Origin of the sequence: Prevotella sp. 885, assembly GCF_002265625.1 — a bacterium.
In the GTDB taxonomy this organism is placed as follows: domain Bacteria; phylum Bacteroidota; class Bacteroidia; order Bacteroidales; family Bacteroidaceae; genus Prevotella.
Map to the genome: position 1 here is coordinate 82,914 of NZ_NOVE01000005.1, position 15,567 is coordinate 98,480.

Here is a 15,567-nt window from a genome sequence, read left to right on the forward strand (position 1 = left end):
GTTTATGCTGTTTTTTAATGTTTGGATTTCGTGTGATATCATTCTCTACTTAGAAGCTAACCTGCAGTCCGAACGACACTGACGAAGAGTGAGGATAAGCCCAGTTGGGATTCTCGGGGTCAGAGATGGTGAAGCTGTTGCTCTTCCATGTGAAGACGTTCTGAGCAGACACATACACACGTGCCGATGTCATGTTCAGTTTCTTCAGCAGCGAGTCTGCGAAGTTATATCCCAGCTGCAGCGAACGAAGCTTCATCCAGTTGCCATGCTCCACGAAGTAAGACGATGCACGTCCCTCGTCGCCGGTGTTGTTTGTGGTAAGAGCAGGGATAGAAGACGAAGTATTGTCCTTAGTCCAAGCGCCGAGCATGCGGTTGCCCTTGTTGCTTCCGGCATCGGTGATGCTCCAGAAGTCGGTCTGGAATTTCTGGTTGTTATATACATCCACACCGCAGACTCCCTGGAAGAACATCGAGAGGTCGAAGTTCTTGTAGCCGAGCTGTACGTTCAGACCCCAGTTGAAGTCGGGTACCGGATTGAAAATCCAAGTCTGGTCATTGGCATCTATAGATTTGCTATTGTCGAGGTCAGCATATTTCAGACCGCCGACACGTGCGTTAGGCTGTCCGGAAGCCTTCACTTCCTCTTCGTTCTGAAAGAGTCCTTCCACCACGTAGCCCACGATTGATCCATAAGGCTGCTTTGACTGCACGAGGTTCTCCTTCATTGTGTGTGCATACGAGCCGGTGGTTGTGGAAGGCAGGTATGTAACCTTGTTGCGGAAGAAGTCGAAGTTGGCAGACACGTCGTAGCGCAGACCGTACTTTGTGGTGTGGCGATAACCTACGTTTGCCTCCATACCCACGTTGCGGAGCGACGGACCGTTCGACCAGGTTGAGCCACCCTCACCCACAGCGCCAAGGAAAGCCGGCGAGATGAGCATGTCCTTCACATCCTTGATGTATGCGTCCACGTTTCCATAGAGTTCCTGATTCAACAGCAAGAAGTCGGCACCCACGTTATACTGTATTGTTGTCTCCCACTTCAGATTATCATTTCCAGTCTGTGTTGAGCGGAAGCCTGAAGGGAATATGCCCGTGCCTTGACGATAGAGGTCGTAGGCTGTAGACGTTACGCGGTCTAAACCGTAGTCAGCGACATAGAGTCCGTAGCGGGCTGTGTTGGATATCTCCTGATTACCGGTCTTACCCCACGATGCACGAATCTTAATATCGTCAATCCACGATGCCTTGAGGTTCTTTGAAAGACGATAACCGAGTGTGGCAGCCGGGAAGTTACCATAGCGGTTGTTCTTGCCGAAGCGTGAGCTGCCGTCGCGACGTATTGTGAACGAAGCGAGAACGAGGTCCTGCCAGTTATAGTCCACCTTTCCGAAGAACGAAGCCAATGTATATCCTGATCCGACACCTGTGGCACGCTCGATGCCCGTAGCAGCATCAGGCCACATATAGTCCTTGTCCTCTATCACGAAGGTCTGGGCGTAGGCACCCATATCCTCCACTGTCTGCTTGTGAAACTCCATACCGGCAAGCACCGTGAAGTCATGGTCGCGTGCTATCTTGAAGTTATAGTTGGCCGTGTTACTCCATGTCCAACGCACGTCGTCATGGGCAGAGAGAGTGGTGCTCGGAATATCATTGTTCACAATGTCCGACTTGAATGTATGGGTCATTGAATGAATGAACGAGTGATAATAGTCGAGTCCGAAGTTGGAGCGGAGCACAAGACCCTTCAGTGGTTTCACGTCCACGTAAGCATTGCCGAAGACACGCCATATCTTCTGGGCGTTGTCGCGATTCATATACATCTCGCGCAGAGGATTCTGACGGTCGCTCATGCCACCCACCGGACCGGCGAACGTCGTGCCGTCCTCCTCATACACGGGTACGGTAGGCGACATCTTCAGTGCATTCTCCATCGGTGCACAGTTCACCTGCTTTGAGTAAGTGACAGTGGCGTTCTCGCCGACGCTTACAATCTTGTTGACATTGTATGTAGAATTAAATCGGGCAGAGAAGTTCTCGAAGTTTGAATACTTCAATATACCGTCGTTTTTCTTGTATCCAGCAGAGAAGAGACCCGTGAACTTATCAGTAGCTCCAGAAAGAGAGAGGTCGTAGCTCTGCATGAAACCAGTGTGCGAAATCTCGTCAAGCCAGTCGGTATCGGACAGTCTCATCGTCTTCTTGGCATTGATATATCCGTCATAAGCTCCGTTTACGGTATATGTGTTGTAGCTATTGGTAGCCGGATTATATGCCTTGATGGTGCGTCCGGTGGCAGCATTGAGGTCCAGACCGTAGTTGCGGGCATAAGCCACGGGGTCGATGCCGTCATTAAGGGCAGCCTGAGCCATGGCGGTTGCATATTCAGTGGTGTTGCAGAGCTTCATCATAGACTGCGAGTTGTAGAACTGAGCCGTAAGATTTGTTGAGAAATCAACGTTCAGCTTGCTACCCTTCTTGCCACGCTTTGTTGTGATGATGATAACACCGTTGGCTGCACGCGAACCATATATTGAAGCTGATGCGGCATCCTTGAGCACCTGCATGCTTTCAATATCGTTCATGTTAAGCGAATTGAGGGCTGTTGTCGTAGGTACGCCGTCAATGACGAAGAGCGGATCCTGCGAAGAATTGAACGAACCGATACCACGTATGCGGACTGTTCCTGCTCCAATGGGCGAACCGTCTGTGGTGATGGTCATGCCCGGCACCTTACCCTGCAGCGAGCGCATAGGGTCTGTATCGGCAGACGACTTGAGGTCTTTGGTGCTTACCACCGACACCGATCCCGTCAAGTCTGCCTTACGCTGTACCTGATAACCGGTCACCACCACCTCATTGAGCACCTCAGAATTGTCCTGAAGCACAATCTTGAGATTTTCGCCAGCCTTTACTTCCTGATCCTTACATCCTATATAAGAGATGACAAGGGTCTCGCCGGGCTTTACATTCAGTTTGAAGTTGCCGTCAATATCGGTAACCGTACCAATGTTGGAGGTTCCCTTCACCTTTACAGACGCGCCGATGATCGGCTCACCCGTATTATCGGTCACCGTTCCGCCGATGCCGTCAGTCTGAGCATAAACGCCAGAGCCTGCGAGCATGAGCATACTTACTAAAGCGACTTTTGCCTTTTTCATAAGATATACGTTTTATGTTGTGGTTTAAGTTATTTTATTTTCTAATTTTTATCAAAATTGGTTTTTAGCCTTTCAAGAAGAGCGGCTGTCATGAGCTGCATCTTCTTCTCGCTTGCAAAGTTAGAAAACATAAAATGAGTGATATTTCATGAATCGTTCACAAAATATCACTCATGTAACATGTAACAACCGTTGACATGATAGTCAAAAATGTTGAGTTGATAATCCCTAATCAGGTTTTCCATTGAGCAGGTTTATTGTTTCAGTAAATTCTGATACTAATTCCACGAAACAAGGATTGTCTTTTCTAATTATTAAAGCGGCATAATTCTCATTTTCTTCTTCATCATACACCACTTGAGGTAGGAATAAATATTCTTCTTTTTCGTTATATACACTAAACCAATATTGGAATAATCGGCTGCGCATCTTTTGCATGCCATCACCAATCTCACATATATAAAGAAGTGCAGCCTTGTTCTTATTGAAAAATTCTTCAATAATTGCCAATATCGTTATGCGAACTTTATGGTCGCGAGGAGATTTTTTTCCTTGCGGATTTGAGATGCCAAACTGATAGACAATACCAGACCGTAATATGTCATCTTTTTCAAAAGAAATGAAAAATTCTGTCATATTATCAGTCATGAAACTATACGTTCCTTCATCGTCTTCTTTCTTTACATAGTATTCGGATTTTGCATTTATAGCATCCAACGACAGTTTTTCCATTACCATATTTCTACACTAATAGAATTATTGTCAGCTATATCCTTACAACGTTCACGCACTAAATGCTCTAATTTCTCAGACATTTTGCGTTTCAGCTCTTTTGAGGCATTCCAGCGTCGCAAAGCTTCCTCTCGTGTCAGTTTCATTCCTTCCATATCTATCTTATTATTAATACATTCTTTCTTTGTATATGATAATTCTCCACTCTTAATCATCTGCCACAAAAATAGCTAAAATTTCAATAAGAAGCAAGTTTTTCTTTGTTTTCCGATGAAAATTTAGTTGTCTTTTATCAGGAAACTTATACCCTTAACTCCTCTCTTATGTCTGTCGGATACTTGTCATACTGCTTCTTAAAGCATGACGAGAAGTAGCCTGGGGTGGCAAATCCCACTTCATTGGCTATCTCCGAAACAGTCTTGTCGGTGGTCTTAAGCAGCTGCATGGCTCGCTTGAGGCGTGTTTCGCGCAGAATCTCCACTGGTGTCATTCCGGTCAGCGCCTTCACCTTGCGATAAAGCTGCACACGGGAAAGTCCCATTTCATCGCCGAGGTCTTCCATTTTGAGGTTGGTATTGCCCATGTGCTTGTCCATTGCCTTGAGGAATGTGTCAAGGAAATGGCGGTCAGGCGACGGGGCTTTGTCTTCAACGACAGGCTTGTCGGCTTCCTTTTCTGCCTTGAAGAGCTGGCGTAGCTTCTGTCTGTTGGCAAGAAGCGAGGCTATATTGGCAAGAAGCAGGTCCACACTGAACGGCTTTGTCATATACATGTCAGCCCCCGTCTGCAGTCCTTCGATGTGTTGTTGCTCGCTGCTGCGTGCCGTAAGCAGCAACACGGGGATGTGGCTTGTCGCTTCATGCTGCTTCAGCCGCGTGCAGAACGTCAGTCCGTCCATCACGGGCATCATCACGTCAGACACGACAATGTCGGGCACGCTCTCCACGGCAAGCTTCAGTCCGCTCTGTCCGTCAGCCGCCTCTATAACGTAATAGCGGTCGAGCAGCAGCGTGCGCAGATAAGCACGCATATCGGCGTTGTCGTCCACGATGAGCACGGTGGCAAGTTCGTCCGTATTGTCATTTATAAGCGAGTCGTGCCGGCTTTCCTGCACCGACTTCATACTTGCCAGAATCTGCTCTTCTGTGACAGCGGTGGTGTCGTCTACGACGTTGCGGTTCTCACGACGGAACTGCAGGACGTCCCCCACTAGGCTCTGCAGCTGCTCCACATTGCGCTGTATGATGCTGATGAGCTGCCTTGCGTCGCCCTTTCCTTCAGCAAGCTGACCCACTGGTCCGGCTATGAGCGTCAGCGGAGTGCGCAGCTGGTGTGAGGCATTGGTGAAGAAGCGGGTCTGCTCGTCGTTCATTTCGCGCATGCGGCGGTTGGCACGACGCACTGCACGCACAGCTCGCCAGATGGTAATGACAGCCACTACCAAGAGCAGGATTACGAGCAACGACACCACAAGCAGCTTACGCTGTGTCTGATAAAAACCGAGATAAGCCTCCAGCTTCGACTGGATGGTGGCAAGATACTGGTTCTGCTTCATCAGCGAATGGCTGGTCAGCGATATGTCCGCCACGTTCTGCGGCGTTATGACAATGCTCTTCATATTGTTGATGCGCTCGTAGGGCTTGCCTTCGAGTATACGCAGCGCGAGAGCTATAACCTCCTCGCCATGAGTAGGATATATGTAAGAAGCGCTTAGTCTGCCCTGCTGTACGGCGTCAATGCCCTCTCCTGGCAGTCCGTCGATACCAAGGAAGCGGATGTCACGCTCCTTGTGCAACTCTTTCGCTGCATCGTAAGCGCCCATGGCAGCAAGGTCGCTATGACAGAACACGATGTCCACATCCTTGCCATCCTTTATCCACTGTCGCATAATGCGCTTGCAGTCGTCATACGACCATAGGCTCGGCACATGACGATAATCTATAGAAGAATGGTTACTGACGGCATTGCTGAAACCTGCGTGACGTTGCGTTGCCGGTGAAATTTCCAGCGGGCCGGTCATCTCCAGCACCACGGGCCGTCGTCCGTCCGTCACAACACTGTCGCGGCAGAGCATAGCGGCATATTCGCCCATCATGCGTCCTGCCTCCACATTGTCTCCACCAATGTAGGCGGCATAATCCTTCATGGCGGTGATACGGTCAAAGAACACTATCGGAATGTTCTTCTTGCGGGCACGCTGCAGACTACGGTCAAGAGCATGATAGTCGTTAGGCGACACCACGAGCAAGTCTACTCCCTCATCCACAAGACTGTCTATCTGCAAACACTGCCGCTCGTTGTTGTTGTCCGCATTCTTGATAATCACCTTCACGTCATTGTCGTAAAGATGTTGGGCTGAGAGCATCTCGTTGTTGGCTTTTTCTCGCCATCTTCCGCCAACACACTGCGACACACCTATCTTATATTTATAATGTGAAGAACAGCCCGTGAGCGCGAGAATGGCCACAAGTATTATAAGTAATGTATTATAGGTTTTATGTATCATATATGAATGTAAGGTTTAGTTGCTTCTTTTCTTCAAGTAACAAAGTTAATGATTTTCTCAATATATACACTTCAAAAAAACAGACAAATAATTCAATTATTGTTTCATTAGGCGATATCTATAAGTTTAGGAAACATAAGTAACATGCACATTCCAGCAGATTACGTAAATTTGCACACGGAAAACCTAAGCCTATAATAGGGCTAATGCGATTCTGATTATTCTAAAAACCTACAAATAATATGAACAAGACATTCCTCAGTCGCAATGCGGCAGCATCGCTTCTTCTTGGGGTTGCCATGACAGCCTCAGCTCAAGCAACCAAGTTTCTCAGTAGCAACCATTGCATTTATCGCGTGGACAATTCGCAGAAAGTCCTGCTCTTACCGGTGCAGGAGAAGGCTGAGATGTGCAACGTCAAGGTGATTGACGGCAACAGTCAGGTGAAGGCACTCAACATCCGCCTCGCTTCCAACCACATCGACTATTATGTGCCGCTCTACATCAGCGAGTTCAAGGACAGCAAGAACATCTCGCTCGACATCCATGTGAATGGCACATATCGTAACGACGGTGGCATTTCGAGCTTCACATGCTGGAATAACATGAGGTATGCCGACTCATACGACACGACAAATACAGAGCAGTATCGTCCCGTTTATCATCACACACCGACATACGGATGGATGAACGATCCTAACGGCATGTTCTATAAGGACGGCGTGTGGCATCTCTACTTCCAGTACAATCCCTACGGATCGCAGTGGGAAAACATGACCTGGGGACACTCTACATCAACCGACCTTATGCACTGGAAGTTTGAGGGTACTCCAGTTCAACCCGATGCTTGGGGCACGATATTCTCAGGTTCGGCTGTTGTGGACCACAACAACACTGCCGGATTCGGCAACGGAACAGTGGTGGCTATGTATACGTCGGCTGGCGAAAACCAGACACAGAGCCTGGCATACAGCACGGACAACGGCAAGACATTCACAAAGTATGACGGCAACCCAATAATTACAAGCAATACGCCCGACTTCCGCGACCCGCACATGTTCTGGAACGAGGACATCAAGAAATGGAACATGATTCTCGCAGAGGGTCAGCACATGAACATCTATTCGTCTGACGACCTCAAGGCGTGGAAGCTCGAAAGCCAGTTCGGTGCAGAATACGGCAATCACAGCGGCGTTTGGGAATGTCCGGACCTTATGAAGTTGCGTGTGCGCGGCACTGACAAATACAAGTGGATGCTCATTTGCAACATCAATCCTGGCGGACCGTTCGGAGGTTCGGCTACACAATACTTCGTGGGCAACTTCGACGGCAAGAAGTTCACATGTGAGACAGCTCCCGAGGTGACACGATGGATGGACTATGGCAAGGACCATTACGCCACCGTAACCTTCGACAATGCTCCTGACGGACGCCGCGTGGCTATGGCATGGATGAGCAACTGGCAGTATGCCAACCAGGTGCCAACCAAGCAGTATCGCTCGGGCAACTCCATCCCGCGCGACCTTGACCTCTACGAATATGAAGGCAACACATACTGCGGCGTAACTCCCTCACCTGAGTTGAAGGCTGCACGTCCCAAGAAATCCACAAAGACGCTGAGCGAATCATGCGAAATGGTGGTTACGCTCAAGGGCAATGCCACCATCACACTCTTCAACGAACTTGGCGAGAAAGTGGTAATGACGTATGACGACAAGATCCGCACTTTCTCAATGGACCGCACAAAGAGCGGACAGAAGGACTTCAGCGACGACTTCGCCGCACTGACCACTGCTCCCGTACACGGCAAGATGACACAGCTGCAACTCTTCATCGACCGCAGCAGCATTGAGGCTTTCGACGCTGAAGGACGCATGGCAATGACCAACCTCGTGTTTCCAACCAAGCCTTACAACAAAGTAAGCATCAAGGGTAAGGGCAAATACGTGGTATATAATCTGAAATAATGACCGAATCGCTCAGAATATAGTATTGTTACATTGATTGCATAAATGTTGTATGATACACTTTTTACAATCAGATGAAACATTTTTTATATTCTGAGCGATGCTGAATATATAATTTTGCAGCAGATTTGACAAGCAAAGCTAATAACTAAATAAATACATATTCAACAAATGGGAAACTCCAACTCAAGCAAAATAACGCTTATCCCGGTGATGATCGCATTCTTCACCATGGGCTTTGTCGACTTGGTCGGCGCAGTATCAAATAACATGCAGGAAGACTTCGGTCTGTCTGATTCGGCAGCCAACTTCTTCCCCTCGCTCGTGTTCTTCTGGTTCCTTATCTTCTCCGTACCCACGGGCATGCTGATGAACAAGATAGGACGCAAGAAGACCGTGCTCCTCTCCATCATCGTAACAACGCTGGCAGTATTCCTGCCGCTCTTCGACAGCTTTATGCCTACCAAGGAGAGCCAGCTCTGGCTGATGTATATCTCGTTCTCGCTCCTCGGCATAGGCAACGCCATCATGCAGACTTCCATCAATCCGTTAGTGACAATGCTCGTCAAGGGACACTTGGCATCCACTCTCACCTTCGGACAGTTTGTCAAGGCCATCGCATCGTTCATCGCTCCGCTCATCGCAGCATGGGGCGCCACCACCACAGCTCCGATTCTCGGACTCAGCTGGCGCATCCTCTTCCTGCTGTTCTTCGTGATAGGCCTTATCGCCACACTCTGGCTCGGCATGACACGCATCGAGGAAGAGCCTCTCGAGGACAAGGCTTCAGGCTTCGTTGACTGCCTGAAGATGCTCGGATCGCCCATCATCCTGCTGTCGTTCATCGGCATCATGTGTCATGTGGGCATCGACGTCGGCACCAACGCTGTGGCTCCGCGAATCCTCCTTGAGCGTCTCGGCACTGACACCGACACGGTGAGCAAGTTCGAGTATGCCACCAGCATCTATTTCGCATTCCGTACACTGGGATGCTTCACCGGATCTATCATCATGCGCAAGCTCAACATCCGCACATTCTTCACCATCATCGTCCTTATGATGGCAGTGGCAATGGTGGGCCTCGTATTCGGTACAGAGCAGTGGGAACTTTGGGCTGCCATCGCCCTCGTAGGCTACGGCAACTCCAACGTCTTCTCCATCGTCTTCTCACAGGCCATGCTTTCAGCACCCGAGAAGAAGAACGAGGTGTCTGGTCTGATGATCATGGGACTCTTCGGCGGCACCATATTCCCCCTCTTCATGGGATTCGCAAGCGACGCTGCCAAGGCTTCAGGCGCACAGTATCCGCAGGTTTGGGCTGCTGTAGTAATGGCAGTAGGCGTAGCATACCTGCTGAGTTACATCCCCAAGGTTAAGCAATAAAAAAACTAAAAGCCAAATTATATTATGGAAAAGAAATATGTAGTAGGACTCGGCGAAGCGCTCTGGGATGTGCTTCCCGAAGGTAAGAAGCTCGGTGGTGCACCTGCCAACTTCGCTTTTCACGCAGGTCAGTTCGGCCTCAACTCTATAGCTGTCAGCGCTCTTGGCGAGGACAAGCTCGCAGAAGAGACCATACAGCAGCTCGAAGAGAAGAACTTGCAGTACTGCATGCCGCGCGTGCCCTACCCCACCGGAACCGTGCAGGTGACTCTCGACAACGAGGGCATACCCACATACGACATCAAGGAGAACGTGGCATGGGACAACATCCCCTTCAACGATGACGTGAAAGCCATTGCAGAGAACGCACGCGCCGTCTGCTGGGGTTCGCTGGCACAGCGCAACGTCGTAAGCCGCGAGTCAATCTACAAGTTCCTCGACGCTACGCCGAAGGACTGTATGAAGATTTTCGATATCAATCTGCGTCAGAACTTCTACACAAAGGAAGTGATCTGCGAGAGCATGAAGCGCTGCAACATCCTCAAGATCAACGACGAGGAGCTCGTACTCATCGGTCGTATGTTCGGCTATCCAGGCCTTGACATCGAGAACAAGTGCTGGCTGATTCTCGGCAAGTACAACCTGGACATGCTCGTGCTGACCTGCGGCACCAACGGCAGCTACGTCTTCACACCTGGATCGATGTCGTACCAGCCCACTCCGAAGGTGGAGGTGGCTGACACGGTAGGCGCCGGCGACTCATTCACAGGCACATTCTGCGCATCCATCCTCGCCGGAAAGCCCGTAACGGAGGCTCACAAGCTGGCGGTAAGCGTAAGCGCATACGTCTGCACACAGAACGGCGCAATGCCCATCCTGCCTGAGGAAGTGAAGGAAATGAAAGATTAGGAAGCCCATACGTAAAAGGTTATTATTGATAAAGGAGTTAGGACAACGAATAATAAAAAGTCGTTCCTAACTCCTGTTTTTTTCCTATCAATAAAAAGAATAGGGTTATCTGTTTCTCTTATTCCGGCTTGATGCACGCTATATAATAAATAGGAAGATAAGTGACACCGTTTTTTGTTTCCACATTAATCCACCTCACCCGTCTTATTGTTGTCGTAATAATAGAGATTGAATCCGTGCCAATATAAGTAAACTTACCATCCTATCGCAAGAATTTCAACAATGTGAGAAGATGGTCATACGCCTGAATTTCGTTGATAAAGTATAGCATAATTACACTTTTCCTATGTTTTTACTACCGCAAAAATACACTTTTCCTACGAAATAAGCAAGCAAAAACTACACTTTTCCTATATATTCGGCGCCTAAAAACTACACTTTTCCTACATAGCCCTTGGGGCATGCGCACGAAAAAGGCTGTCTCGGAAATACATCCAAAACAGCCTCTGATCTATTTGTTTTTACTTTTTTCAGTATTAATGTCGAGAACTTCATCGCGTTCGACGCACGCTCCATCCTCTCCTTGTGGGTAGCTCAGGCTATTTGCCGTCGCCATCTCCCCACATTCCTATTGCAGCGCTGGCTGCGAATAGGGTCATCATCATTGTCATCAACATAACCTTTTTACCTCTTTTTTGACTAATAAACCATTTACCTGACCTTTTGCCTAAGGTCTAATCACCTAATTGTCGACTTGAAGCATCGACTAAATACCATTGAGACGCTTGAGTTACCCTAATCTTTTTTCCTTTACCTTACTGACTAATACATTCATTGTTACCTTGTCTCAATCTTCATACCTTCTCTTCTTACCTGTATTCACTAATTACCTATCGTTACTAATCTCTTGCTAATCGTCTGTGTTATCCTTGATAATCCTTTCTACCTTCTGGCTAATACCTTTCTCTTTTTACCTTTTTGTCATCCTTTCACTATACAATCTCAATACCTTCTGTGTTGTCATCCTCAATCTCTATACCTTACTATTAAATTACCTGATTACCTTTTTACCTTCTTTTTTACCTTTTCTCTCAAAGTTCTCTTATAGTCCTTTGTCTTCGGATGCCTCACGGTATCCTTGTTTTGACGATGCAAAGGTACTACTGTTTGGGCACACAAACAAGCTTTTCCGCCTGTTTTATCGTCTTTTCGCTGTTAATTTGACCTATATCAAAGAATATGTGTACGTACACACACAAATATAGTGTAAGAAGAGCGCAAATTTTGTGAATACATAGCAAAACCATTGTTTATGTCCTCCAATATCTTATATTTGCCTCTCTAACGCTCAATACTACGAGCTGAGCGGACAACGAAACACTTGATGCGAAATTCGTGAGTTTTGAGCGTGCAACGGCAGTATGCTTACGCACAACGAGTTAAGCGGTTAGCAGACCGAGTGTGCAATCTTTGGAAGAGCCAAACAGCCTTATTGACGTTGCTAAAGAGGCTCTTTAGCATTGCCATAGAGCCTCAACTAAGGAGCAAAAGAGGCTCTGTAGGCTTACGAGAGAGCCACTATGAGAGTGCTAAAGAGCCTATAAGGACAGGCAGATGTGTCGTTGGCGCTGCAAAACACCGTGAAAACGCCTTCAGAAATCTCCAGAATCAATTTTCTTTTTGTAACAAGTATTTACCGCTTGTACGATATTTGCATATCGTAAAAACACCTGCATCCCTTGCTTTCACAAGAAGATGCAGGCTGAAGCGGCATGGGGTATTATTATATTATGGATATGACCTGGTTCCTCCTATTATGCTACGTCAGGAGTAACCTCAGCTTTTGTGGTGTCCACCTCTGTTGAGTCAGAGAACATCATCATGGCTGTGTCGTCAGCGCTGGTTGCGCTTACTGCTGAATCCTCAGCCTCTACGGGAGCGTCTGCCGGCTGTTCTGCGGGCTGCTCAGCGGGCTGTTCTGCAGGTGCCACGGTGTCCACAGTTGTTGTGTCCTGCGGGAGAGCGTTGTTGAGACCTGACATAGAGTTGTTAGCGAATACGTTGCTTACTGATACCATTACGATAGCTGCGATAGCTGCAAAAAATAACTTCTTCATATGCGTAAATTTTTAAATTGTTAATATTTTTATTGTTTACTGTTTAATGAACCCTGCCTGAACCATTCAGTTCGTTGCGTCGTTCGATTAATATAATGCAACGGGCGTGCCAAAACAACGCACAAAAACTTAAATCATTGAATATCAACAATGTAAGAAAAATATCGCAAAAATAAAGAAGCGTGAAAGTGGGGAAAAGTGTGGAGCAAGTGGGGAAAGATTCCACACTTGCTTGACAGTATTATGCAATTTGCTTTTTATGAAAGTGTTGCGTATACTCAACACTTTTGATAAAATCATCGAATCTGTTGCGTATACTTAACATTAGAGCAAAAACGAAAGCGCCCTGCAAGGGCAAAAGCGTTCTGATAAAATGCTTTTACCCTTGCAGGGCGCTTATATATTATATAATGTATATACGCGCTATGCTGCTTACTCGTATATCCACTCTGCCTTGCTCACGGCCTTGGCGCCATTGGCTGCAGGAGCCTGCGCCGGCGATGCTGCGCGGCAGTAACCCACGAGCGTAATGTCGAAGATGAGCGTCGAATAGGCAGGGATGCTGCTCTTTGACGATGAAGCATAGCCTAACTGCTGCGGAATGGTCACCGTCCATCGGTCACCGATGTGCATGCTCTGCAGGGCGGTGGCGAAACCGTTCACTACGCCGCTGACGGCAAACGTCGAGGGATTCATGGTGGAGAGATTATAGTCGCCGGTCCATGACTGGTCGAACAACAGGCCCTTCGGGTAGCTGGTTGTGGGGATAAGGCGTCCGCTGTAGTGCACCTTCACGGAGTCAGTAAAGAACGGGCAGCCTGATCCTTTGCCTTCATTCTTCACCTCCACCACGACATGGTCGTACGTATGCTTTGCCACCTCGCTGTTGAGCGAGTATGAGCGCAGCACCTTCCAGTCGGTGTTGCCTGCGTCAGCGAGTTGCTTGGCGGAATTGTATTTAGCATCGAAGTAAGTTTCGTTGCGGCTCTGCCAGTTGTCGAACTCGTTATCCTCTTCCTTTGTCTCGCTGCATGACGACAGCCCTGTTGCGAGAGCTGTGGTAATGGCGAGCGTTAGGTATGCATATATCTTCTTCATTATCAAATGTTAAGTACGTGTATATAAGTGGTGGGGCTTCACGCCCTACGTCTTACTGGAGCTTCTTCAGGAGGCTGGTGATGCTCACCTTGTCCTCGATGATGGCCTGGAGCTGGTCGATGCTTACGCGCTCCTGCTCCATTGTGTCGCGGAAACGGAGAGTAACGGTGTTGTCCTTCAGCGTGTCATAATCGACGGTCACGCAGTAAGGAGTGCCGATAGCGTCCTGACGACGATAGCGCTTGCCGATGGTGTCCTTCTCGTCGTAGTGAGTGTTGAAGTGGAACTTCAGGTTGTTTACAATCTCGCGAGCCTTCTCTGGCAGTCCGTCCTTCTTTACGAGGGGCAGCACGGCGAGCTTTGTAGGAGCGAGTGCCGGCGGAAGGAGCAGGACAACGCGTGTCTCGCCGTTCTCGAGCTTCTCCTCACGATATGAGTGACACATTACGCTGAGGAACATACGGTCTACGCCGATAGATGTCTCGATGACGTACGGAGTGTACGATTCCTTTGTCTGCGGATCGAAGTACTTGATTGAGCGGCCTGAGAACTTCTCGTGCTGAGAGAGGTCGAAGTTGGTGCGGCTGTGTACGCCCTCCACCTCCTTGAATCCGAACGGCATCTTGAACTCGATGTCCGTAGCGGCGTTGGCGTAGTGAGCGAGCTTCTCATGGTCGTGGAAGCGATAGTTCTCAGCGCCGAAGCCGAGAGCCTGGTGCCACTTCATACGCAGCTCCTTCCATCTCTGGAAGTATTCGAGCTCGGTGCCCGGCTGTACGAAGAACTGCATCTCCATCTGCTCGAACTCGCGCATACGGAAGATAAACTGGCGAGCAACGATCTCGTTACGGAAAGCCTTACCGATCTGAGCGATACCGAAAGGAATCTTCATACGGCCGGTCTTCTGCACGTTGAGATAGTTGACGAAGATGCCCTGTGCTGTCTCCGGACGGAGATACACCTTCATTGCACCCTCAGAGGTTGAGCCCATCTCTGTAGAAAACATAAGATTGAACTGACGAACGTCGGTCCAGTTCTTTGTGCCGCTGATGGGGTCTACGATTTCCTCGTCCTCGATAATCTTCTTCAGCTCTGCGAGGTCAGGACCCTGCATAGCCTTGGTGTAACGCTCGTGGAGTGCGTCGCGCTTCTGCTGGTGCTCCAGCACACGGGGATTGGTTGAACGGAACTGAGCCTCGTCGAATGCGTCGCCGAAGCGCTTGCGTGCCTTAGCCACTTCCTTGTCAATCTTCTCCTCGTACTTAGCTATCTGGTCCTCGATGAGAACGTCGGCACGATAGCGTTTCTTTGAGTCGCGGTTGTCAATGAGGGGGTCGTTGAAAGCGTCGACGTGTCCGCTGGCCTTCCATATAGTAGGATGCATGAAGATGGCTGAATCGATGCCCACGATGTTCTCGTGAAGGAGCACCATGCTCTGCCACCAGTACTGCTTGATGTTGTTCTTAAGTTCAACGCCGTTCTGACCATAGTCGTAAACTGCGCCCAGACCATCATAAATCTCGCTGCTCGGGAATACGAAACCGTACTCTTTGCAGTGACTAACGATTTTCTTGAAAACGTCTTCTTGTGCCATTTCTTTATATATTTTTGTTATTCTGAGTTTCCGTTATTTGCCTGTTGCTATCCTTAAGAATAGCTTATAGATTGCAAAGTTACGCTTTTTTGCCT

At 48.5% G+C, this 15,567-nt stretch carries 10 protein-coding genes; 3 read left to right on the forward strand and 7 right to left on the reverse strand.

Annotated elements, in window-relative coordinates; translation table 11 throughout:
* Positions 1-49: 49 nt before the first annotated feature.
* The 4 genes from CHL74_RS03420 to CHL74_RS03435 all read right to left on the reverse strand — a co-directional run bounded on the left by CHL74_RS03420 (position 50) and on the right by CHL74_RS03435 (position 6,404).
* Complete coding sequence (locus CHL74_RS03420; RefSeq protein WP_094879753.1) at positions 50-3,166, reverse strand: SusC/RagA family TonB-linked outer membrane protein; 3,117 nt, start codon at positions 3,164-3,166, stop codon at positions 50-52.
* Positions 3,167-3,394: 228 nt separating this feature from the next.
* Positions 3,395-3,898, reverse strand: coding sequence for a DUF6169 family protein (locus CHL74_RS03425; protein WP_254923210.1), 504 nt, complete (start codon positions 3,896-3,898; stop codon positions 3,395-3,397).
* The gene (locus tag CHL74_RS03430) at positions 3,898-4,053 is read right to left on the reverse strand and encodes a protein tyrosine phosphatase (protein WP_094879794.1); all 156 of its coding nucleotides are present in this window, start codon (positions 4,051-4,053) and stop codon (positions 3,898-3,900) included. The genes CHL74_RS03425 and CHL74_RS03430 overlap by 1 nt, the downstream gene beginning before the upstream one ends.
* Positions 4,054-4,199: 146 nt before the next feature.
* The gene (locus CHL74_RS03435) at positions 4,200-6,404 is read right to left on the reverse strand and encodes a hybrid sensor histidine kinase/response regulator transcription factor (RefSeq protein WP_094879755.1); all 2,205 of its coding nucleotides are present in this window, start codon (positions 6,402-6,404) and stop codon (positions 4,200-4,202) included.
* A gap of 242 nt (positions 6,405-6,646) precedes the next feature.
* Between CHL74_RS03435 and CHL74_RS03440 the strand changes: the two genes are divergently transcribed.
* The 3 genes from CHL74_RS03440 (at position 6,647) to CHL74_RS03450 (ending at position 10,663) form a co-directional block, all read left to right on the forward strand.
* Entirely contained in the window at positions 6,647-8,371 is a 1,725-nt protein-coding gene (locus CHL74_RS03440) for a DUF4980 domain-containing protein (RefSeq protein WP_094879757.1), read from the forward strand.
* A gap of 171 nt (positions 8,372-8,542) precedes the next feature.
* On the forward strand, positions 8,543-9,754 hold the full coding sequence (locus CHL74_RS03445; protein WP_094879759.1) for an MFS transporter: 1,212 nt from the start codon (positions 8,543-8,545) through the stop codon (positions 9,752-9,754).
* Between the two features lie 24 nt (positions 9,755-9,778).
* A complete protein-coding gene (locus tag CHL74_RS03450) occupies positions 9,779-10,663 on the forward strand; it encodes a carbohydrate kinase family protein (RefSeq protein ID WP_094879761.1) in 885 nt (294 codons plus the stop codon).
* A gap of 1,814 nt (positions 10,664-12,477) precedes the next feature.
* Here CHL74_RS03450 and CHL74_RS03455 read toward each other — a convergent pair.
* From CHL74_RS03455 to CHL74_RS03465, 3 genes are all read right to left on the reverse strand, one after another.
* The gene (locus tag CHL74_RS03455) at positions 12,478-12,780 is read right to left on the reverse strand and encodes a hypothetical protein (RefSeq protein ID WP_094879763.1); all 303 of its coding nucleotides are present in this window, start codon (positions 12,778-12,780) and stop codon (positions 12,478-12,480) included.
* Between the two features lie 432 nt (positions 12,781-13,212).
* Entirely contained in the window at positions 13,213-13,878 is a 666-nt protein-coding gene (locus tag CHL74_RS03460; protein ID WP_094879765.1) for an FKBP-type peptidyl-prolyl cis-trans isomerase, read from the reverse strand.
* Positions 13,879-13,930: 52 nt separating this feature from the next.
* Entirely contained in the window at positions 13,931-15,472 is a 1,542-nt protein-coding gene (locus CHL74_RS03465; RefSeq protein WP_094879767.1) for a glycine--tRNA ligase, read from the reverse strand.
* Between the last annotated feature and the right edge of the window lie 95 nt (positions 15,473-15,567).